Genomic DNA, 19,311 nt, shown 5'->3' with positions numbered 1-19,311 from the left:
CGGAATTCTCCAGGCGCCTCTCCCCACCGCGGGATCTCATTTCCAGGGCGCCTGCCCCACCACGCGGAAAATCTGATTTAAAATCAGATGTTTGCGTAGGTTTGCCGAGTGGGGGAGGGCGGCGCTGCCCACTCCGTGAGCAATCCAGCCGGTCGGCGGATCCGAAGAACAGATCTACGCCCTATGTTCGCCTTAGCTAAGTAACTGATTTATCAGCAGGTTTTTCGTTGGTGCGGATTCCCACACAAACCTGTTGACACGGCTATTCGAAACGCCCAAACCCAAAGTGGTGGAATGTGGGGAACAGTGAGCGGTTATTCCCATGCGGACGTTCGAAGGAACATTCAACAACTCGGTGGACGACAAAGGCCGGGTGGCCATACCGGCTCGCCATCGCGGGCTCCTCAAGGAGCTCGGGCAGAAGCAGGTGATGGTGACGTACCACTTCGTCGATCCCAACCCGTGCCTGGATCTCTACACCATGCCCGAGTGGGAGAAGCTGGGAGACCGGTTGGACCAGATGACCGGCTCGTTTGGCGAAGCGCGAACATATTTCGAGTCAGTGTACATCGGGCAGGCCCAGTCCTGCCAGCTCGATGGGCAAGGAAGAATCCTGATTCCGCAAAGTTTGCGGACGCGAGCGAAGCTCGCGGAAGAGGTCACGTTCGTCGGTTCGCGGAACAAGATCCGGATTTTTCGTTCCGAGGCCTACGAGGACATCGTCGAAGCGTACCAGGACATGATGCGCCAAAACCGGAATGCCCTCGGTGACCTGGGGATCTGATCAAACTGTTTTCAATGGAGAGGGCGACGCCGATTGGGCGTCCGGCCTTCTCGAAGGCGACCCGGGCGGGACGCGACGGAAGGAGGAGAGGGCGGTGGATGGGCTCGAACATGAGCCGGTGATGCGGGCGGACGTGGTCCGCCTCCTCCTTCCGACGCCCCGCCCGGGCCTACGCCTCATCGATCTCACGGTGGGGCTCGGTGGACACTCGGAGGCGCTGCTTGAGGCGGCGCCTTCGGATGCCGAGCTGTTGGCCATCGATCGAGATCCGGTCGCGCTCGAGAAGGCGCGTGCGCGGCTCGCGCCGTTCGGCGACCGGGTGCACCTGGTCCAGTCGCCGTTTTCGGGGATGCCCGGTGCGATGGACTCCATCGGTTGGACCCACGCGGATGGGATTCTCGCCGACCTCGGCGTCTCGTCGATGCAGCTCGACGACGCCGGTCGCGGATTCAGCTTCCAGAGCGACGCGCCGCTCGACATGAGAATGGATCAGACCCACGGGGAGAGCGCCGCGGAGCTGCTCGCGCGGCTCGACGTGAGCGAGCTCGGGACTCTGATCAAAGAACTCGGTGACGAGCCGGCGGGGCGCCGGATCGCACGTGCGATCAAGCGAGCCGACGAATCGCCCGCGACGACGAGCGCTCTGCGCGCAGCCGTTCATCGTGCCGTGGGACCCCGGCGCGGTCGCAAGCACGACCCGTCGACGCTCACCTTCCAGGCCCTGCGGATCGCCGTGAACCGGGAGCTCGAGGAACTCGACGCGCTCCTCGTTGCGTTGCAAGACCGGCTTTCCCTGCATGGACGCGTGGTCATCCTTGCCTATCACTCTCTCGAGGACCGACCAGTGAAGCGGACGTTCGCGCTGTGGGCGAAGGCCTGCGTGTGTCCGCCCGCGCTGATGATGTGTCAGTGCGGGGGGAAGGCGCGCGCCGAGGCGCTGACCCGTCGCGTGGCGACCCCGTCCGAGGAAGAGATCGAAGGAAACCCTCGCGCCCGAAGCGCGCGGCTGCGTGCCATCGAGTGGCTCGAAGACGCGGGAGACGACTCGTGAGCACGGCGGCGGCGAAAGAGAAGAAGACCGCTGCCAAGCGCACGACGCGGGCGACGAAGCGCCCCCGGGTTTCCAAAGGCAGTACGACGCCCGTGTCGCGTCCGGGCAATCGAGCGATCCTCGTGGGAGGTGTCGCGATCGGTCTCGCCGCCGCGTTCCACGTGTGGACCGGGATCCAGGTGGCGCAACTCGGCTACAAGCGTTCCAAGGCGATCGAACTCAACCGGCGGCTCGACACGCAGCGGGAAGAACTCGCCGATGAGCTCGCGGGCCTGCTTCGCACGGAGCATCTCCAGCTCGAAGCCGAGCGACGTCTCGGGCTCGGACAGCCGACTGCGGGGCAGGTCATCGATCTGCGCACGAAGCAGCTCGCCTCCGCGACACGGAGGTCGATGCGGTGACGGTCGCGGTGACGGAGCGAACCCCGAACGGGCGCATCCTCCTGCTGGCGGGCGTTCTCGTAGCCGCGTTCGGCGGCATGGGCGTCCGTCTGGCGCATCTCACCATCGTTCAGCGTCCCGAGCTGTCCGCGAAGGCAGATCGTCAGCATCGAAAGACGCTTCGCATGGCGGCGTCGCGAGGGTCGATCCTCGATCGCAGTGGGCGCACGTTGGCCCTCACAGTCGGCGCTCCTTCGATCTACGCGAGCCCGAAGTATCACCAGGTCCCGGCAGACGTCGTCCCGAAGCTCGCCGAGATTCTGGACATGAGCATTCCGGCTCTCGAGCGTCGTGTGAACAAGAAGGCCGGGTTCGTCTGGTTGAAGCGCCATGTGACGCGTGACCAGGCGCGGGCCATCGCGAGCCTGCATCTCGATGGCGTCGACACCATCATTGAGCCCCGTCGCCGCTATCCGAAGGGCACGCTCGCGGCGCACGTCATCGGCACCGCCGCGGGGAGTGAGCTTCGCGGTCGGTACGGAGTCGAGCTTCGTTACGACCGCTGGATGCGCGGTCGCGAGACCGTGCTGCAGCTCGAGAGGGACGGCCGCGGCCGCACGATGCTCACGCAGGGCTTCGATCACGCCCGCGAGGACTTCGACGATGCGCCGGCGCCTGGTGCTGAGCTCGAGCTCACGATCGACGCCCAATTGCAGGCGATGGTCGAGCGGGAGCTGGCTCTTGGTGTCGAGAAGTCGAGGGCGTCGGCGGGTACTGCGATCCTTCTCGACCCGCACAGCGGCGCGGTACTCGCTCTGGCGAACTACCCGACCTACGACCCGAATCGGCCCGGGAGCGCGGAGCCGGAAATGCGCCGCAACCGCGGCGTCACGGATCCGGTCGAGCCCGGTTCGACCTTGAAGGCGATGACCATCGCGGCGGCTTACAACGAAGGCGTCGTCGGTCTCGAGGACCAGATCGACTGCGAGAAGGGCGCGTTCCGCATCGGCCGTCGGACCATTCACGATCACCATCGCTACGAGCTTCTGTCGCTGCCCGAGGTCATGAAGTTCTCGAGCAACATCGGCACCGCGAAGATCGCGGGCATGCTCGGTCCGGAACGACTCTCGGACTACCTGCGCGGCTTTGGGTTCGGGAGCCCGACGTCGATTGACCTTCCGTACGAGTCAGCGGGGATTCTGCGGCCGGCCGCCCGTTGGGCGGACATCGACTTTGCGAACATCAGCTTCGGGCAGGGCATTGCGGTCACGCCGATTCAGATCGCCGCGGCGTTCGGGGCGATCGCGAATGGCGGCGTCCTCTACAAGCCGTACGTGCTCGAGCGGGCCGTCGACTCGAGCGGAAACGTTCTCTTCGACTGGGATCCCGGTGAGCGCGAGGCGGCTTCGCACCGGGTCATTCGGCCGGAAACGGCCTACGCGGTCACGGACATGCTCGAGCTCGTCGTCTCGGAGGGCACGGGCAAGAACGCGCGCATTCAGGGGGTTCGCGTGGCCGGCAAGACCGGTACCGCGCAGAAGGTCGATCGCGAGACCAAGCGATACGGAAAAGAGCGGCTCGCGTCCTTCATCGGCTTCGCGCCGGCGGAACAGCCGGCCCTGGTCGTGGTCGTGATGATCGACAACCCTCAGGGCGTGAAATACGGCGGCGTCGTCGCCGCGCCGATCTTCCGAGAGATTACTGCGCGGGCCCTCGATCATCTTGGCCGCCGCCCGCGTTTCGAGGCGCCGTTGCCGCGTCCGATCTCCCCCCTTCCGGCCGTCGCGGCGACGGTGTCGTTCGTCGAGCCCGTGGAGCCGAGCGGTATTCCTTCGTTCCGCGGACTCAGTCTGCGACGTGCGATCGAGCGAGCCCGGCTTGCAGGGCTTCGCATCGAGCTGCTCGGGACGGGCTTCGTGACGCGCCAAGACCCGGCAGCGGGTACGGCCTTCGAGCAGGGTGGTGTCGTTCGCGTGATGTTGGAGCCGTCGACATGAGCTCCGCCGTCGAATCGACCTCGACCGTCGCCGACCTGGTGGCGGCTGCCGGGGATGCGCGGATCGTGCACGGCGAGCCGACTGCACCGATCGGTTCCGTGCGGATCGACTCCCGGCAGGTCACGCCCGGAGATCTCTTTGTCGCGATTCGGGGTGAAGAGCAGGACGGGGCGAGGTTCGTCGGTGCCGCGCTGACGTCGGGAGCGCACGCGATCGCCGTCGAAGAAGATCAAGCGGAGCGCGTGGCGGAGACGGCGCGTGACGCCGTGGTGATCGCCTGCTCGTCCTCGCGCCGGTTCGCGGCGGCCGCGGCGGCGGAGCGCGCGGGCCGGCCGAGCACGAAGCTCGTCCTGGTCGCGATTACCGGCACCAGCGGCAAGACGACCACGGCCTGGATCCTCGAGAAGATCTTCCAGGCGGCGGGCCATCCGACGGGGCTGATCGGTACGATCGAGTATCGATTCGCGGATGAGTGCGAGGCGGCCCCTCTCACGACTCCGGACGCGGTGGCGCTCCAGGATCTCCTGCGTCGCATGGTCGATTCCGGCGTGACGCACGCGGTGATGGAGGCGTCGTCGCACGCCCTGGCTCTCGACCGACTCCACGCGACGTCGTGCGATGCCGGTGTGTACACGAATCTCTCTCGCGACCATCTAGACTTCCACGAGGACCTGAGCAGCTACGCTGCCGCGAAGGCTCGGCTGCTGCACGAAGTCCTGCCGGATTCCGGGAAGGAATCGTTCGCGGTGTTGAACGCCGCAGACGCCGAGGGCCGGCGGCTCGCAGCGGAGATCACGGTGCCGCATGTTTCGTTCGGTGAGGGTGGGGACGTGTCGGCGGAAGACGTCGAGTGTGACCTCGACGGTCTGCGAGGCACTCTCGTTCTCGGAGACGAACGAGCCGCATTCGCGACCGGTCTGATCGGAACGCCGCATCTTCAAAACCTGCTGGCCGCCTCCGCGGCGGCCTGGCGGATCGGAATTCCCGCAGGCGACATCGTCCGAGGCCTCGCGGACTGCGCCTCGGTTCCTGGCCGGCTCGAGATGGTTCGCGCGGGACAGCCGTTCGCCGTCATCGTTGACTACGCACACAAACCGGATGCTCTCGAGCACACGCTTGGCAGCCTCCGGACGCTCACGCGAGAGCGCTTGATCGTGGTGTTCGGGTGCGGTGGCGACCGCGACGTCGGGAAGCGCAAGATCATGGGCGAGATCGCAGGCCGGCTGGCCGATCTCGTCATCCTGACTTCGGACAATCCGCGGACGGAAGATCCGCTCGAAATCATCAAGGCGATCGAGACGGGCGTGCAGGAGACGTCTTGCACGCACGTCGCGCAAGAGGCGCTCGGGCAACGGGGTGGGGTGGAGTATGCGGTGGTGCCCGGGCGCCGCGCGGCGATTCAGCGTTCGATGAACGTCGCGCGCGCCGGGGATCTCGTCTTGATCGCAGGAAAAGGACACGAGGATTACCAGATCGTCGGAACGACGAAGTCGCACTTCGACGATCGGGAAGAGATCCGCCGCGCTCTCGGAGTGGCGGCGTGATGACGCAGGCGGAGGCCGTCTGCGCCGTACGATCGGTGGTGGTGGTGTGGTGGTTCGTATCGAAGGGGGCGGGCACTCAGGGCCCGCCCCCCTCCGGTACGGTCGGATTCGGGGCCGCGCGGCAGGCGTGTGGAGGAAGTGTGCGGAGGTGGTGGTGAGCACGCTGCGCGGACCGGGTCCCAGGGTGTAGGGAGAGGGAAATGCTGTACCAGCTTCTTTATCCTCTCCACACCACGTACTCGGTGTTCAACGTATTCCGGTACATCACGTTCCGGACGTTGCTGGCCGGGTTGACCGCGTTGATCATCTCGTTGGTCCTCGGCCCGGTGCTGATTCGGTGGCTGACGTCCCAGAACGTCGGCCAGCAGATACGCGACGATGGTCCCGAGAGCCATCTGTCCAAGGCCGGTACGCCCACGATGGGCGGGATGCTGATACTGTTCTCGGGCATCCTCTCGACGCTGCTGCTTGCAGATCTCGACAACGTCTACGTCTGGCTCGCTCTGCTCACGACAGTGGGCTTCGGCGCGATCGGGTTCGTGGACGACTATCGGAAGCTCCGCGGTCAGAACTCGAAAGGGCTTTCGGTGCGTTCGAAGTTCGGCCTGCAGGTGCTGATCGCGTTGGTCGTGAGCACGTTGCTCGCGGGGAGCCCCGACTTCACGACGACGCTCAACTTTCCACTCTTCAAGGACGTCCGGCCGGACCTTGGTTGGTGGTACGTTCCGTTTGCCACCTTCATGATCGTCGGGATGTCCAACGCGGTGAATCTCACCGACGGTCTCGACGGGCTCGCAATCGGGCCGGTCACGATCGCGGCGGGCACGTGCGGCATCTTCGCGTACGTGGCCGGGAACGCGCGCTTCGCCGACTACCTGCAGATTCAGTACGTGGCGGGTTCGGGCGAGCTCATGGTGTTCTGCGGGGCGTTCGTCGCCGCGGGGCTCGGCTTCCTGTGGTTCAACGCCTACCCGGCCCAGATGTTCATGGGAGATGTGGGCTCGTTACCTCTGGGTGCGGCGCTTGCCGTCGTTGCTCTTGCGAGCAAGCAGGCGCTGGTGTTGCCGGTTCTCGGCGCCGTATTCGTCATGGAAGCGCTCTCCGTGATCTTCCAGGTGGGTTCGTACAAGACGCGGGGCAAGCGCATCTTCAAAATGGCGCCGATTCACCACCACTTCGAGCTGCTGGGTTGGCCGGAGCCGTTGATCATCGTGCGAGCCTGGATCATCGCCGTCGTGTGCGCGATCCTCGCCCTGGCCACCCTGAAGTTGAGGTAGGCGTGGTCGTGGTGGAAGAGAAGCGCAGCAGGCCACACCCGGGTATCGGCGGGCGGCACGCGCTGGTCGTCGGCCTGGGTACGACTGGGGTCGCCGTTGCGCGCTACCTGCGTACCCAGGGCGCGTCGGTTCGTGTGAGTGATCCGGCCAAGGGCGCCGCGCTTCCGGACGACCTTACCGACGTGGAGCGCCGAGAGTCCAGCAGCCCCGACGACGTCCTCGACGGAATCGATCTCGTGGTCCCGAGTCCGGGAGTTCCGGCCTCGGCGCCGCTCCTCGTCCGAGCCGAGGAGCGCGGAATCCCGGTGGTGAGTGAGATCGAGCTCGCGGCGGCGAACCTCGACGCGCCGATGGTTGCCGTGACCGGAACCAATGGAAAGAGCACGACGACCGAGCTGATTGCGCACCTTCTGGAAGAGCAGGGCTCGCGAACGTTCGCGGGCGGCAATCTCGGGACGCCTCTCATCGAGGCGCTGCGCGGCTCGTGGGACGTGGCTGTCGTCGAGGTGTCGAGCTTCCAGCTCGAATGGGTCGACGCCTTCCGGCCGCGGGTCGGGCTGCTTCTGAACGTCACCGAAGACCATCTCGATCGTCACGGGAATCTCGAGACCTACACCGCCGTGAAGGCTCGGCTCTTCGCCCGGCAGGAGGAGGACGACGTAGCCGTCCTCAACCGCGACGACCCGCGGGTCGCGGCGCTGGCGTCGGGGTTGGCCGGGGCGGTCGTCACGTTCGGCTCCACGCCCCTCGAAGGCGACGGCGCCGAGCCGCGCGGCGGTGCGATCCACGTTTCTTTTCGCGGGCGGCGCAGCGTCTTCTCGCTGGAGAGGTGTCCCCTGGAGGGCGCGCACAATCGGGAGAACGTCATGGCCGCGATTCTCGCCGCGATCTCCATGGGCGCCTCGGACGCGGCCGTTCAGGCGGGGCTCGAGTCCTTCACGCCGCTCCCCCATCGCATGCAGGAGGTTCACACAGTTCACGGTGTGCGGTTCGTCGACGACTCCAAAGCGACGAACGTCGGCGCGCTCATGCGGTCTCTCGAGGGTCTCGAGGACGGTCGCGTGGTCCTCGTGGCCGGCGGCAAGGACAAGGGAAGCGATTTCGATCTGGCGCGGGTGATCGTCGGGCGCAAGGCGCGCTGCGTGGCGTTGTACGGCAGCGCGCGCGAGTTGATCGAGCGTAGCTGGGAGGGTGCCGCGCCGCTCGTCGTGCGCGAACACTTCGAGGACGCCGTGCAGGCGGCCGCCGACGCCGCGGAGCCTGGCGATGTCGTCCTGCTGTCGCCCGCGTGCGCCAGTTTCGATCAGTTCGATAATTACGCGGCGCGCGGAGATGCGTTCGCCACGCTCGTGAGGATGCCTCGATGATTGCCTCGCCGCACCGGCAGAAGCCGCTCGCACTTGGGCCCGCGCACGCACCCCCGAGTGGAGGCACGGTTTCCGAACAGCTCCTGCAGCAGCCCGTCGTGGTCTCGGCCCACGGGGTCGACCGCTGGATGCTCGGCGTGTCGGCGGCTCTTGCGATCCTCGGACTCTTGATGGTCTTCGGCGCGAGCTTCTTCCTGGGGGGCGAGCGCTTCGGTGATCCGTACGCGATGGCGATGCGTCAGACGACGTTCTTGCTGTTGGCCGTGGGGATCGGCGTCGTGGCGTCGCGTGTACCCCTGCCGCTCCTACGCCGTTTCGCGTACCCGGCTCTGGCCGCCGTCCTCATCCTGCTCGTGTTCGTCCTGGTTCCGGGAATCGGTCAGGTGCGCGGTGGCGCGCGCCGCTGGATCAGCCTCGGGGTGACGTTCGAACCCTCCGAGTTGTTGAAGCCGGTATTCGTTCTCTACCTCGCCCATTCACTCGCGCGGAAGCGCGACAAGATTCACAGCTTTACTTACGGAGTCTTGCCGCACCTGCTCGTCGCGCTGGTGCCGATGACGCTCCTCATGCTGCAGCCCGATTTCGGCGCGACCGTCGTTCTCGCGCTTCTCACGGGCGCGATGCTGTTCGTCGCGGGTGCTCGGCCGGGTCAGTTGCTGGGCCTCGGGGCGATCGGGGGGAGTGTCGGCTTTCTGCTGGTTTTCTCTTCGGCGTACCGCTGGAAGCGCGTGGTGGCGTTTCTCGACCCGTGGGACGACCCGCTGGGGAAGGGGTTCCAACTCGTACAATCCTTCCTCGCCTTCGGGAGCGGTGGCGTGACCGGCGTGGGGCTCGGGCACAGCAAGCAGAAGCTGTTCTACCTCCCAGAGGGCCACACGGACTTCATCTTCGCGTTGATCGGTGAAGAGATGGGCTTCATCGGCGGCGCGCTGGTCTTGCTAGGCTTCGTGATTCTCGCCCTGCGCGGGTTTCGCCTCGCCAGCCGCGCAAGGGATCCCTTCACGAGCTACCTGGCCTTCGGGTTCACCTTCGTCGTCGTGATGCAGGCGGCGCTGAATATCGCAGTGGTGATGGGCTGTCTTCCCACAAAGGGGATGCCACTGCCGCTGCTCAGCTACGGCGGAAGCTCGCTCGTCACGACGGTCGGAATGATCGCCATCCTCCTCGGCATGTCGCGCGAGGTGCGATGACGGCGAACGGAAACGAGGTAGGGCCTTGCGAGTCCTGATCGCAGGGGGCGGCACGGGAGGTCATCTCTTCCCCGGGATTGCCGTGGCGCAGGAACTGGTTCGCCGCAAGGGCGCCGAGGTGCGGTTCGTCGGAAGCCATCACGGTATCGAGGGGACGGCGGTGCCGCGGGCCGGCTTCGAGGTCGATCTTCTCCCCGTACGCGGCGTCCTCGGCGAGGGTCTTCGCGGAATGCTGCGCGCCGTCTGGATGGTGCCGAGGAGTCTGGTGGCCGCGTGGTCCCTCCTCGGACGCTTCGAGCCGGCGCTGGTCATCGGAGTCGGTGGGTACGCGGCCTTTCCGGCGCTCGCCGCGGCGGTGCTGCGCGGGTGTCCAATCGTTCTTCTGGAGCAGAACGCGAGCCCGGGCCTCGTGACCCGCCTCTTCGCGCGGTTCGCGCAGGCGGTGTGCACCAGTTTCCCGGAAACGGGAACCGAGTTGGGCGACAACGTCCGGCTCACCGGGAATCCGATTCGCTGGAAGCCGACGACGCAAGAGGGCACGGCCGAGGCGAAGGACGGCGACGTGTTCCGCGTTCTCGTATTCGGAGGAAGCGCGGGTGCTCATCGTCTGAACACGCAGATTCCGGGTGCCATCGGTGGTCTTGGGGCTCGTGTCCACGTCTTGCACCAGACAGGGAAGAAGGACTGCACCCAGGTCGCGCGCCGATACGCGGAACTCGGCGTTCCGGCCGACGTCGTCGCGTTCATCGATGACATGGAGGCCGCGTACCGAACCTGCGACGTTGCGGTCTGTCGCTCGGGAGCCACGACGCTGGCGGAGCTGACGGTTCTGGGTGTCCCGGCGATCCTCGTGCCGTACCCGTACGCCGCAGCCGATCACCAGCGCACAAACGCCCAGGCGCTCGTCGATGCCGGCGCTGCCTGGATGATCCTCGACCAGGACCTCGAGGAGGAACGGATCACCGCGTGTCTGGAAGAAGCGCGGCGGGATCCTGAGATCTTGCGCGACCGCCGGGAACGCACGCGGAGTCTCGGCAGGCCGCAGGCGCTGGCCGACGTGGTCGACATCTGCCTTGCGGCCGGTGGGGAACCCCTTTCCACGGCGGTGGGAGCATGACCCGGATGCACTCGGCACCGCCGACGGGTAAAACGCGCTTCACCATGCGCGCACCTCATCATCGGATCCATTTCGTAGGCATTGGCGGCATCGGCATGAGCGGGATCGCCGAAGTTCTGCTGACGCTGGGTTACACCGTTAGCGGCTCGGACCTCTCGCGGAGCGAGACGACCGACGGGTTGCAGGAGCGCGGCGCGAGCATCTCGTTCGGTCACGATGCCACGCGGATCACGTCGGACATCGATGCCGTCGTGATCTCGTCGGCCGTGAAGTTCGCGAACCCGGAAGTTGCACGGGCGCGGGATCTCCGGATCCCGGTCATCCCGCGGGCGGAGATGCTGGCCGAGTTGATGCGGATGAAGTCGGGCATCGCCGTGGCGGGCACCCACGGGAAGACGACGACGACGTCGCTTCTCGCAGGGATTCTTTCGGAAGCCGGACTCGACCCGACCGTCGTGATCGGCGGCAAGGTGCATTCGCTCGACAGCAACGCATGCCTGGGGCAGGGCGACCTGATGGTCGCCGAGGCCGACGAGAGCGACGGTACCTTCCTTCTTCTCTCGCCGACGATCGCGGTCGTCACGAACATCGACCCCGAACACCTCGATCACTACGGCAGCGTCGAGAAGGCGGCCGAGGCCTTCTGTGAGTTCATCAACCGGGTGCCGTTCTACGGACGCTCGATCCTTTGCATCGACAGCCCTCGGGTTCGAGCGCTGATCCCGCGCGTTCGCAAACGCTTTCTTACTTATGGCCTGTCGCCCGATGCCGAGGTGACGGCGAAGAATCTCCGCGTGGAAGGCTTCGACACGAAGTTCGTCGCCGTGCGCGGAGGCGTCGAGTTGGGGGAAGTGCGGATCGGCATGCCCGGACGCCACGTCGCGCAGAACGCGCTCGCGACGATCGCGGTCGCAACCGAGCTCGATGTGCCGTTCAGCACGTGCGTACGTTCCCTCGGGGCGTTCCGCGGGATTCACCGACGGTTCGAGGTGCGCGGGCAGGTCGGGGGCATCACCGTGATCGATGACTACGGTCATCATCCCGAAGAGATCCGCACCACATTGCGCGCCGCACGGGAGGGACTCGCCCGCCGCCTCGTCGTGGCCTTCCAGCCGCATCGGTTCAGCCGAACGCGCGATCTCCACGAGGACTTCCTGGACGCGTTCGACGATGCCGACGTGCTCTTCCTCACCGACGTCTACGCTGCGGGCGAGGAGCCGATCGAGGGCGTCTCCGGTGAGAGCCTGGTCAACGCGATCAAGCGCCGTGGGCATACGGACGTTTCGTTCGTCGGCCCGCGCGAGACTTTGCCGGAACGAATCGCCGATGTGGCGCGCGGCGACGACGTCGTGTTGCTCCTCGGCGCCGGCGATATCATCCGCGCCGGCGACGACGTGCTCGATGCGTTGCGCGGCGGTGCGCAAGGAACGGTTCGGCTGATTAAGTGAGCGCCCCGGCTGCATCGACGAACTGCACGATGCCGCCGGGCATTGATAGCGCCAAGCTCCGGAGGGACGAATCCCTCGCCCGTCATACGTCGATGCGCGTTGGGGGCCCGGCCGATCTCTTCTGCGAGGTCGAGTCCGACGAAGAGCTCGGTACCTGGATCGCGTGGGCACGCGGGCGCAGCATGCCGGTCTTCCTGCTCGGCGGCGGTACGAACTTGATTGTGGGCGACGAAGGCATTCGCGGTCTCACGCTGAAGCTTGGCCGATCCTTCGCCCGTCGCGAATGGGAGATCTGTGGGGACGACGCGCGCGTCGTCGTGGGCGCGGCGGCCAATTTCAAGCGGTTCGTAGTCGATACGCTCGACCGTGGTTTTGCGGGGCTCGAGTTCGCCGAGGGGATTCCCGGCACGATCGGCGGCGGCGTCATCATGAACGCTGGTGCCTTCGGAGGAGAGATCGGCGAGGTCGTCGAGGCTCTGCGTGGGGTCGATGCCGCCGGGCGGCCGGCGCGATTGCCCCGCGAAGAGCTGCGCTTCGCGTATCGCCACCTCGACCTGCCGAGGGGCTTCGTCGTGACGGCTCTCGAGATCAGCCTTCGTCGGGGCGACTCCGAGGCGCTGGCCGCCAGAGCGGCCGACGCGCGCAAGAAGAGGGGAAAGCGGCAGCCCCTGGGGCACCCGAACGCCGGCTCGATCTGGAAGAACCCGACCGGGGACTTCGCCGGGCGGTTGATCGACGCAGTCGGGCTTCGCGGCGAACGGTCGGGAGGGGCGCAGATCTCAGCCGAGCACGGGAACTTCATCGTAAATGTCGACCAGGCGCGCGCGGCCGACATCAGGCAGTTGATGGATCGGACTCGCGACCGCGTCTGGGAATCTCGCGGGGTCTGGCTCGAGGCCGAGGTGAAACTCATCGGCGATTGGAGTTCGTCGTGAAGCTGCCGGCGGTTCAGGGCCGGTTTCGCGGCAAGCGCGTCGGCGTGCTCGCCGGCGGACTCTCCTCGGAGCGCGAGATCTCGGATCGCAGCGCGCGAGCGGCCACCAAGGTGCTCACCGCGCGCGGCTACGACGTCGCTGAGATCGCCGTCGATCGCGACATCGCCGGTGCGCTCGCGAAAGAGGGCGTCGAGGTTGCCTTCAATGCCCTGCACGGTCGCTACGGTGAGGACGGCTGCGTGCAGGGGCTTCTCGAGGTGCTCGGCATTCCGTACACCGGCGCGGGCGTTCTGGGCAGCGCGCTCTCGATGGACAAGTGGCTCTCGAAGGGAGTGCTCGACCGAGCGGGCATGCAGACGGCTCCAGCGGTACTCGTGGGCGCCGGAGAGACGGCGGCGTGGGAGCGGGAGTATCCTGTGGTGGTGAAGCCACGCGGGGAGGGCTCGAGTAACGGGGTGTCTCTCGTTCGTGAGCCGGCGGGTCTTGCGGCGGCGGTCGCCGAGGCGCGGCTGTTCGACACCGATGTCTTGATCGAGGACTTCATTCCGGGACAGGAAATTACGGTCGCAATCCTGGAGGATTGCGCACTCTCGGCGATGGAGGTCGTGGCTCTGGGCGACGATTTTCACACCTATGAAGTGAAGTACACGGCGGGGCGGGAGGAGTTCATCCTGCCCGCGCCGCTCGGAGATGGGTACGAGCCGGTCCTCGAGTTCGCTCTCGAGAGCCACCGTGCCCTGCTCGCCGGCGCGTACAGTCGCGTCGACTTGCGCGTGCGCCCGGACGGCGAGATGTTCATTCTAGAGGTCAACACGTTGCCGGGACTGCACGAACTGGGCTGGTTCCCGGCGATGGCGGCCCATGTGGGGATCGGGTTTGGCGACCTGATCGAGCTGCTGCTCGATCGTGCCGAGCTCGGTGTGCGCGAGACGCGCATGGAGGTGGGGGGATGAAGCTTCGCCAGCAGACGCCGCGCCGGCGTCGTCGGAAGGCCGTCATCGAACGACGCTTTACGTTCGCTCGGCTCGTCGAGAACGCGTGGGCCGCTGCAAAGCAGCCTCGCAACACCGCTTTTTTGGGCTCGGTCGTGCTCCTTTGCTTTACAGCAGGCCCAGTAATGCGCTACTGCATGGATCATCGGTACTTCGCCGTGCGCGGAGTCGAGGTGCGAGGCACCGAGAGACTCTCGGCGTTACGGGTGCGGTCGTGGTTGGGAATGGTGGAGGGGAGAAGCATCTGGCGGACATCGCCACGGGACCTGGAGGCTAGCCTCCGGAGATACCCGCCGATCGCGGACGCGCATGTAAGGCGCATCTTGCCCGATCGGATTGAGGTTACCGTCGAAGAGCGCGTGCCTGATGTCGTGGTGCGCGATAAGCGCGGCTTCTTTCTCGCCGACGTCGATGGTGTCCTCTTCGAGATGGCGCGACCCGGTGCGGGCGACCTCCCGGAGTTGCCTATCGTGACCGTAGCTCGCGGCGACGTGCCTGCCGATCCTGAGTTGCTCGGACCTCCCGCTCCTGGCGCGGACCCGTCGCTCGGCGATGCGAGCCGGTTGCCCGTACGGGTTCTTGGCGAGACGATCGCGCTGGCCGCCCGACTCGAAGGAGGGCACGGCGGCATTGGCGTTTCCGAGGTTACGATCGAACCCGGCGCACTTGCCGGCGATGACCCGGACTTGCTGGTGTTCAGCACGGACGGCCAGCTTTCGGTGAGGCTAGGGTGGGGTAGTTGGGATGCGAAGCTCGTCTCGCTTTCGCGAGTCGTCTCTCATGCCGCGCGCTCGGGACATGCAGCCCCTTCCGGCCTTTCGGGGCGGTTGGACGTTCGCGATCCCGAGGCGGTCGTCGCCCAATGGGCACCTGAAGGGACGGCGTGATTCCCATGGCGCGAAAGCAGTCCTTCCACGTTGCCCTCGATCTCGGAACCCACAAGACGGCAGTTCTGCTCGCGTCCATGAATGAAGATGAGCCCCACGTCGTCGGGCTGGGCACGGCACCGTCGGCCGGGCTTCGTCGGGGCGTGGTGATCAACATCGACGCGACGGTTCAGGCGATCCAGCGCGCGGTGAGTGAAGCCGAAGTGATGGCGGACTGCCAGATCCAGAGCGTCGTGGTCGGCGTCAGCGGCAGTCACATCAAGGGCTTCAATAGCCACGGGATGGTCGCGATCAAGGGTCACGAGGTGACCTCATCAGACATCGAGCAGGTCCACGAGGCCGCTCGGGCCGTTCCGCTTCCGGCCGATCGACACATTCTGCACGTGCTCCCCAAAGAGTACGTCGTCGACGAGCAGGAAGGGGTTCGAGAAGCCCAGGGGATGGCGGGCGTTCGCCTCGAGGCCCGCGTTCACGTCCTCACCGGCTCGACGCCGGTCGTCGAGAACGTGATCAAGTGCTGCAACCGGAGCGGAGTCACGGTGTCGCAGGTCGTCCTCGCGCCTCTCGCCTCGGCCGAGTCGGTCCTCTCGGACGAAGAGCGCGAGCTCGGGGTCGGGATGATCGACATCGGTGGCGGCACGACCGACCTGATCGTCTACCAGGCGGGCTCGGTCCAGCACACCGCGGTTCTGCCGCTGGGCGGGAACCACATTACGAACGATATCGCCGCAGGCCTGCAGACGCCTGCGGCCGAAGCGGAGAAGTTGAAGCAGCGCTACGGGAGCGCCGTTTCGAGCGCGGTCCGTTCCGAGGAACGGATCGAGGTTCCGAGCGTCGGCGGTCGTGGGCCGCGCGTGCTCTCGCGCCAGATTTTGGCAGAGATCATCGAGCCTCGCGTCGAGGAGATGCTGACACTGGTCGCCGCGGAGATTTCGCGGGCCGGGGTCGAGGGCATGTTGACCTCGGGAATCGTTCTGACGGGCGGAACCGCGAACTTGGACGGGCTCGCCGCTCTCGCAGAAAAGGTGTTCAACGTTCCGATCCGGGTAGGCTCGGTGGGTCACTCCGGTGGTCTCGGCGACATCGTCAGTGGTCCGGCCTACGCAACGGGAATGGGTTTGCTGCAGCTTGCGGGCAAGGCGACCTCCGATTCGGCTCTGTCGCCGGCATCGGCGGGCGTGCTCTCGAAGGTAAAAAATCGCATGGGGGATTGGTTCCGGGAGTTCTTCTGACCCGGAGGATTGCGTCGATTCGTGCCCACCGGGCGCGAGGGCGCGATGGGATGAGCTGAGGAGGTTGGTGATGAACGAGATACTGGGAGCAGAGCACGACGGCGCACGCATCAAGGTCGTAGGTGTCGGTGGCGGCGGGGGGAACGCCGTGAACACGATGATCCAGTCGGGGATGCCGGACGTGGACTTCATTGCCGCGAACACCGACGCGCAGGCGCTCAACGCCAACCTCGCGCCTGTGAAGTTGCAGCTCGGTACCGCCTTCACCAAGGGACTCGGTGCGGGTGCGAACCCCGAGATCGGGCGTCAGGCCGCAAGCGAAGACATCGACATGCTTCGCGACCTTCTGACGGGCGCGGACATGGTGTTCGTCACGGCCGGCATGGGTGGCGGCACCGGCACGGGTGGTGCGCCGGTCATCGCAACGGTCGCCAAGGAACTCGGCGCTCTCACGGTCGGCGTCGTGACGAAGCCGTTCGTCTTCGAAGGCAAGCGCCGCATGCGCCAGGCCGAAGAGGGCATCGGGGCGTTGAAGCAGAGCGTCGATACGCTCATTACGATTCCGAACCAGCGCCTGCTGTCGGTCTCGAGCCGGAACATGCCGATCCTCGAGACATTCCGGAAGGCGGACGACGTCCTCCTGGAAGCTGTTCGCGGTATCTCCGATCTGATCACGGTGCAGGGGTTGATCAACCTCGACTTCGCCGATGTTCGGACGATCATGAGTGAGATGGGCATGGCCATGATGGGCGCGGCGATGGCCGACGGCGAAAACCGTGCGGTCGAAGCGGCGCAGCGGGCCATCTCTTCACCACTTCTGGACGACATCTCGATCCAGGGCGCGCGCGGTGTGCTCATCAACATCACCGGCGGCAGCGACCTCTCGCTCCACGAGGTGAACGAGGCCGCGACTCTGATCCAGGAAGAGGCGCACGAGGATGCGAACATCATCTTCGGCGCGGTCCTCGACGAGGCGATGGGAGATAAGCTCCGCATTACGGTCATCGCGACCGGCTTCGGCGAGGCGGTTTCGGACATGTTGCCGACGGATCATTTTGCTCCGCAGGCGCGTCCCGATCTTCGTCGGGGCGTATCGCCGACACCGATCCAGCCAGCGCCGGTGCGCCGCGAGAAGTTCGACGGCGCGGGTCGTCGGGTCGTCCGGATGGGACTGATCGAGGACGGAGCCGATCCCGTCTGGCACAAGGGCCAGAACGAGGGCGGCGAGCCCGAAGTCTCGAACCCGCCGAGCGAAGAAGCGGAGTACGACATTCCGACCTTCCTGCGGAAACAGGCGGACTGACCGCGGCGAGTCTTAGGGCTCACCGCGGATCGCGAATCGGGGCGGCTCTCTTCCAGGGGCCGCCCTTTTTCGTGTCGGTTGTTCAACCTGCGGGGCGGGGCTACCGTTGCCTGCGTGAGACGTCGTCAAAGCGATAGGGCTCAGCAACGGCTCGATGCGGAGACGCATCTCGGGCCGCTGCCGGCGGCATCGGCCGACTTGTCCGTCTGCCTCGCCTATCCGAACACGTACCCCGTCGGGATGGCGAATCTGGGCTTCCAGGCGATCTACGGGATTCTGGTGCGCGCCGGCGTTGCCGTCGAGCGGGCCTTCCTTCCGGATGCGCGCTCGAACGAGCCGATTCGAACGTTGGAGTCGGGCCGGTCTCTGTCGGCGTTCGACGTGGTCGCGTTCTCGATTTCGTTCGAAACGGATTACGTCCATGTCCTCGACCTTCTGGCGAGTGCGGGCATTACGCTTCGCGGAGCGGAGCGTAATCGCCGGGAGCCGCTCGTGGTCGCGGGCGGTCCGGCTGTCTTCCTGAACCCCGAGCCGCTCGCCGACTTCATCGACCTCTTCCTCATCGGGGAGGGGGAGGAGATGGTTCCCGAATGGCTCGATGCGATTCGTACGGAGCGCGGAGACCGCGAATGGAAGCTCGAAGCTTCCCGAGGAATTTCGGGTGCCTACGTGCCGAGTCTGTGGCCGTCCGTTCCGGCGCAGCGAACCGGTGAGCCGCGCGTGCGGCGTCGGTACATCGCGCAGCTCGATGACGCGCCCACCCAGTCGCTCATTCTCGCGCCCGAGGCGGTCTTCGGCGACATGTTTCTCATCGAGGCGAGCCGCGGGTGCGAATGGGGCTGTCGGTTCTGCGCGGCTGGCTACATGTATCGGCCGGTACGTCATCGCAGTACCGAGTCGCTGCGCAAGGCGGTCGTCGAGGACGCGTTGCCACACCGGTCGACTGTCGGACTCGTCGGCGCGGAGATGGCGAGTCATCCAGGCATCGCCGGGCTCTGTCGCGAGGTCGCCGATCGTGGCGGTCGTGCCTCGCCGTCTTCGCTCAAGGCCGACCTCGTCGGCCCAGAACTCGCCGAGGCGCTGACGCGGGGAAAGACGAACTCGGTTACCGTGGCTCCCGAGGCCGGATCCGAGCGGATGCGGCGCGTGATCAACAAGAACCTGACCGAGAGCGAGATCCTGCGCGCGGCCCGGCTGCTCGCTGCGGAGGGCGTGCGGGCCCTCAAGCTGTACTCGATGATCGGCCTTCCGACGGAAACCGACGACGATGTGCTGGCGATCGCGCGTTTGGCCGAGAAGATCCGCGCGCATCTGCCCGGCGGGGTGGGGCGCATCACGCTTTCGATCAATCCCTTTGTCCCGAAGCCGTGGACCCCACTGCAGTGGGAGCCGATGGAGAACCTGTCCGTCGTGAAGTCGCGTGCGCGCCTTCTGAAGCAGGCAACCGATCGCATCCCGGGGACGACGGTCGACCTCGAGTCGCCGCGAGATGCGTACTGGCAGACGCTTCTGTCCCGCGGGGATCGCCGCGTCGGCGAAATCCTCGAGGCTGTCCATCGCGCGGCAGGTAAGTTCTGGCCGATCGTGCGCCAAGCGAATCGCGACGGTGGCTTCGGGGACTGTCCCGCGCCCGACGAGTTCGTGCATCGCCGGTACGAGCCGGACGAGGTGTTGCCCTGGGACTTCATCGACCACTCTGTCGAGAAGCGGTATCTCCTCTCGGAGTGGCGCAAAGCCATGCTCGAGCGAGAGACGCCACCGTGCGATGTCGCGACGTGCCAGACCTGTGGTGCCTGCTGAGAGAACG

The 19,311-nt window shown here is 66.1% G+C and carries 16 protein-coding genes; all 16 read left to right on the top strand.

Translation table 11 applies throughout. From position 1 onward, the window contains the following. Nucleotides 1-322 precede the first annotated feature (322 nt). On the top strand, nucleotides 323-784 hold the full coding sequence (mraZ, locus tag P8R42_17445) for a division/cell wall cluster transcriptional repressor MraZ (protein ID MDG2306398.1): 462 nt from the start codon (nucleotides 323-325) through the stop codon (nucleotides 782-784). A 94-nt stretch (nucleotides 785-878) separates the two neighbouring features. Then, nucleotides 879-1,835: a 16S rRNA (cytosine(1402)-N(4))-methyltransferase RsmH gene (gene rsmH, locus P8R42_17440; protein MDG2306397.1), complete on the top strand. Its 957-nt coding sequence runs from the start codon at nucleotides 879-881 to the stop codon at nucleotides 1,833-1,835. Next, nucleotides 1,832-2,236 carry a hypothetical protein gene (locus P8R42_17435; protein MDG2306396.1) on the top strand — a complete coding sequence of 135 codons (405 nt, stop codon included), beginning with the start codon at nucleotides 1,832-1,834 and terminating at the stop codon, nucleotides 2,234-2,236. Before rsmH ends, P8R42_17435 begins: the two co-directional genes overlap by 4 nt. Next, the gene (locus P8R42_17430; protein ID MDG2306395.1) at nucleotides 2,233-4,212 is read left to right on the top strand and encodes a penicillin-binding protein; all 1,980 of its coding nucleotides are present in this window, start codon (nucleotides 2,233-2,235) and stop codon (nucleotides 4,210-4,212) included. The genes P8R42_17435 and P8R42_17430 overlap by 4 nt, the downstream gene beginning before the upstream one ends. Beyond that, on the top strand, nucleotides 4,209-5,756 hold the full coding sequence (locus P8R42_17425) for a UDP-N-acetylmuramoyl-L-alanyl-D-glutamate--2,6-diaminopimelate ligase (protein ID MDG2306394.1): 1,548 nt from the start codon (nucleotides 4,209-4,211) through the stop codon (nucleotides 5,754-5,756). The genes P8R42_17430 and P8R42_17425 overlap by 4 nt, the downstream gene beginning before the upstream one ends. Before the next feature lie 200 nt (nucleotides 5,757-5,956). Continuing rightward, a complete protein-coding gene (mraY, locus tag P8R42_17420; GenBank protein MDG2306393.1) occupies nucleotides 5,957-7,033 on the top strand; it encodes a phospho-N-acetylmuramoyl-pentapeptide-transferase in 1,077 nt (358 codons plus the stop codon). 2 nt (nucleotides 7,034-7,035) lie between these two features. Beyond that, nucleotides 7,036-8,400, top strand: coding sequence for a UDP-N-acetylmuramoyl-L-alanine--D-glutamate ligase (gene murD, locus P8R42_17415; protein MDG2306392.1), 1,365 nt, complete (start codon nucleotides 7,036-7,038; stop codon nucleotides 8,398-8,400). After that, complete coding sequence (gene ftsW / locus P8R42_17410) at nucleotides 8,397-9,590, top strand: putative lipid II flippase FtsW (protein MDG2306391.1); 1,194 nt, start codon at nucleotides 8,397-8,399, stop codon at nucleotides 9,588-9,590. Before murD ends, ftsW begins: the two co-directional genes overlap by 4 nt. A 25-nt stretch (nucleotides 9,591-9,615) precedes the next feature. Continuing rightward, nucleotides 9,616-10,707 (top strand): undecaprenyldiphospho-muramoylpentapeptide beta-N-acetylglucosaminyltransferase, encoded by a 1,092-nt coding sequence (gene murG / locus P8R42_17405; GenBank protein ID MDG2306390.1) that lies wholly within the window; start codon nucleotides 9,616-9,618, stop codon nucleotides 10,705-10,707. 44 nt (nucleotides 10,708-10,751) lie between these two features. After that, nucleotides 10,752-12,155, top strand: a complete 1,404-nt coding sequence (gene murC, locus P8R42_17400) for a UDP-N-acetylmuramate--L-alanine ligase (GenBank protein ID MDG2306389.1) — start codon at nucleotides 10,752-10,754, stop codon at nucleotides 12,153-12,155. Then, nucleotides 12,152-13,090 carry a UDP-N-acetylmuramate dehydrogenase gene (gene murB / locus P8R42_17395; GenBank protein ID MDG2306388.1) on the top strand — a complete coding sequence of 313 codons (939 nt, stop codon included), beginning with the start codon at nucleotides 12,152-12,154 and terminating at the stop codon, nucleotides 13,088-13,090. Before murC ends, murB begins: the two co-directional genes overlap by 4 nt. Further along, on the top strand, nucleotides 13,087-14,043 hold the full coding sequence (locus tag P8R42_17390; GenBank protein ID MDG2306387.1) for a D-alanine--D-alanine ligase: 957 nt from the start codon (nucleotides 13,087-13,089) through the stop codon (nucleotides 14,041-14,043). The genes murB and P8R42_17390 overlap by 4 nt, the downstream gene beginning before the upstream one ends. Further along, on the top strand, nucleotides 14,040-14,969 hold the full coding sequence (locus P8R42_17385) for an FtsQ-type POTRA domain-containing protein (protein ID MDG2306386.1): 930 nt from the start codon (nucleotides 14,040-14,042) through the stop codon (nucleotides 14,967-14,969). Before P8R42_17390 ends, P8R42_17385 begins: the two co-directional genes overlap by 4 nt. A gap of 5 nt (nucleotides 14,970-14,974) precedes the next feature. Then, entirely contained in the window at nucleotides 14,975-16,201 is a 1,227-nt protein-coding gene (ftsA, locus tag P8R42_17380; protein MDG2306385.1) for a cell division protein FtsA, read from the top strand. Between the two features lie 70 nt (nucleotides 16,202-16,271). Next, entirely contained in the window at nucleotides 16,272-17,504 is a 1,233-nt protein-coding gene (gene ftsZ, locus P8R42_17375; protein ID MDG2306384.1) for a cell division protein FtsZ, read from the top strand. A 114-nt stretch (nucleotides 17,505-17,618) separates the two neighbouring features. Continuing rightward, a complete protein-coding gene (locus tag P8R42_17370) occupies nucleotides 17,619-19,304 on the top strand; it encodes a radical SAM protein (GenBank protein ID MDG2306383.1) in 1,686 nt (561 codons plus the stop codon). Nucleotides 19,305-19,311: the final 7 nt, after the last annotated feature.

It is taken from the genome of Candidatus Binatia bacterium (assembly GCA_029243485.1).
Lineage (GTDB): Bacteria > Desulfobacterota > Binatia > UBA12015 > UBA12015 > VGTG01.
The sequence above is the reverse complement of the archived record's forward strand: the minus strand, read 5'-3'. Positions and strand labels throughout refer to the sequence as shown.

What these genes read in the sequence shown, in the direction of transcription:
- murC (MDG2306389.1), top strand. Translation starts at nt 10,752, where the DNA reads ATGCGCGCACCTCATCATCGGATCCATTTCGTAGGCATTGGCGGCATC.
- ftsZ (MDG2306384.1), top strand. Translation starts at nt 16,272, where the DNA reads ATGAACGAGATACTGGGAGCAGAGCACGACGGCGCACGCATCAAGGTC.
- ftsA (MDG2306385.1), top strand. Translation starts at nt 14,975, where the DNA reads ATGGCGCGAAAGCAGTCCTTCCACGTTGCCCTCGATCTCGGAACCCAC.
- P8R42_17385 (MDG2306386.1), top strand. Translation starts at nt 14,040, where the DNA reads ATGAAGCTTCGCCAGCAGACGCCGCGCCGGCGTCGTCGGAAGGCCGTC.
- mraY (MDG2306393.1), top strand. Translation starts at nt 5,957, where the DNA reads ATGCTGTACCAGCTTCTTTATCCTCTCCACACCACGTACTCGGTGTTC.
- P8R42_17425 (MDG2306394.1), top strand. Translation starts at nt 4,209, where the DNA reads ATGAGCTCCGCCGTCGAATCGACCTCGACCGTCGCCGACCTGGTGGCG.
- ftsW (MDG2306391.1), top strand. Translation starts at nt 8,397, where the DNA reads ATGATTGCCTCGCCGCACCGGCAGAAGCCGCTCGCACTTGGGCCCGCG.
- mraZ (MDG2306398.1), top strand. Translation starts at nt 323, where the DNA reads ATGCGGACGTTCGAAGGAACATTCAACAACTCGGTGGACGACAAAGGC.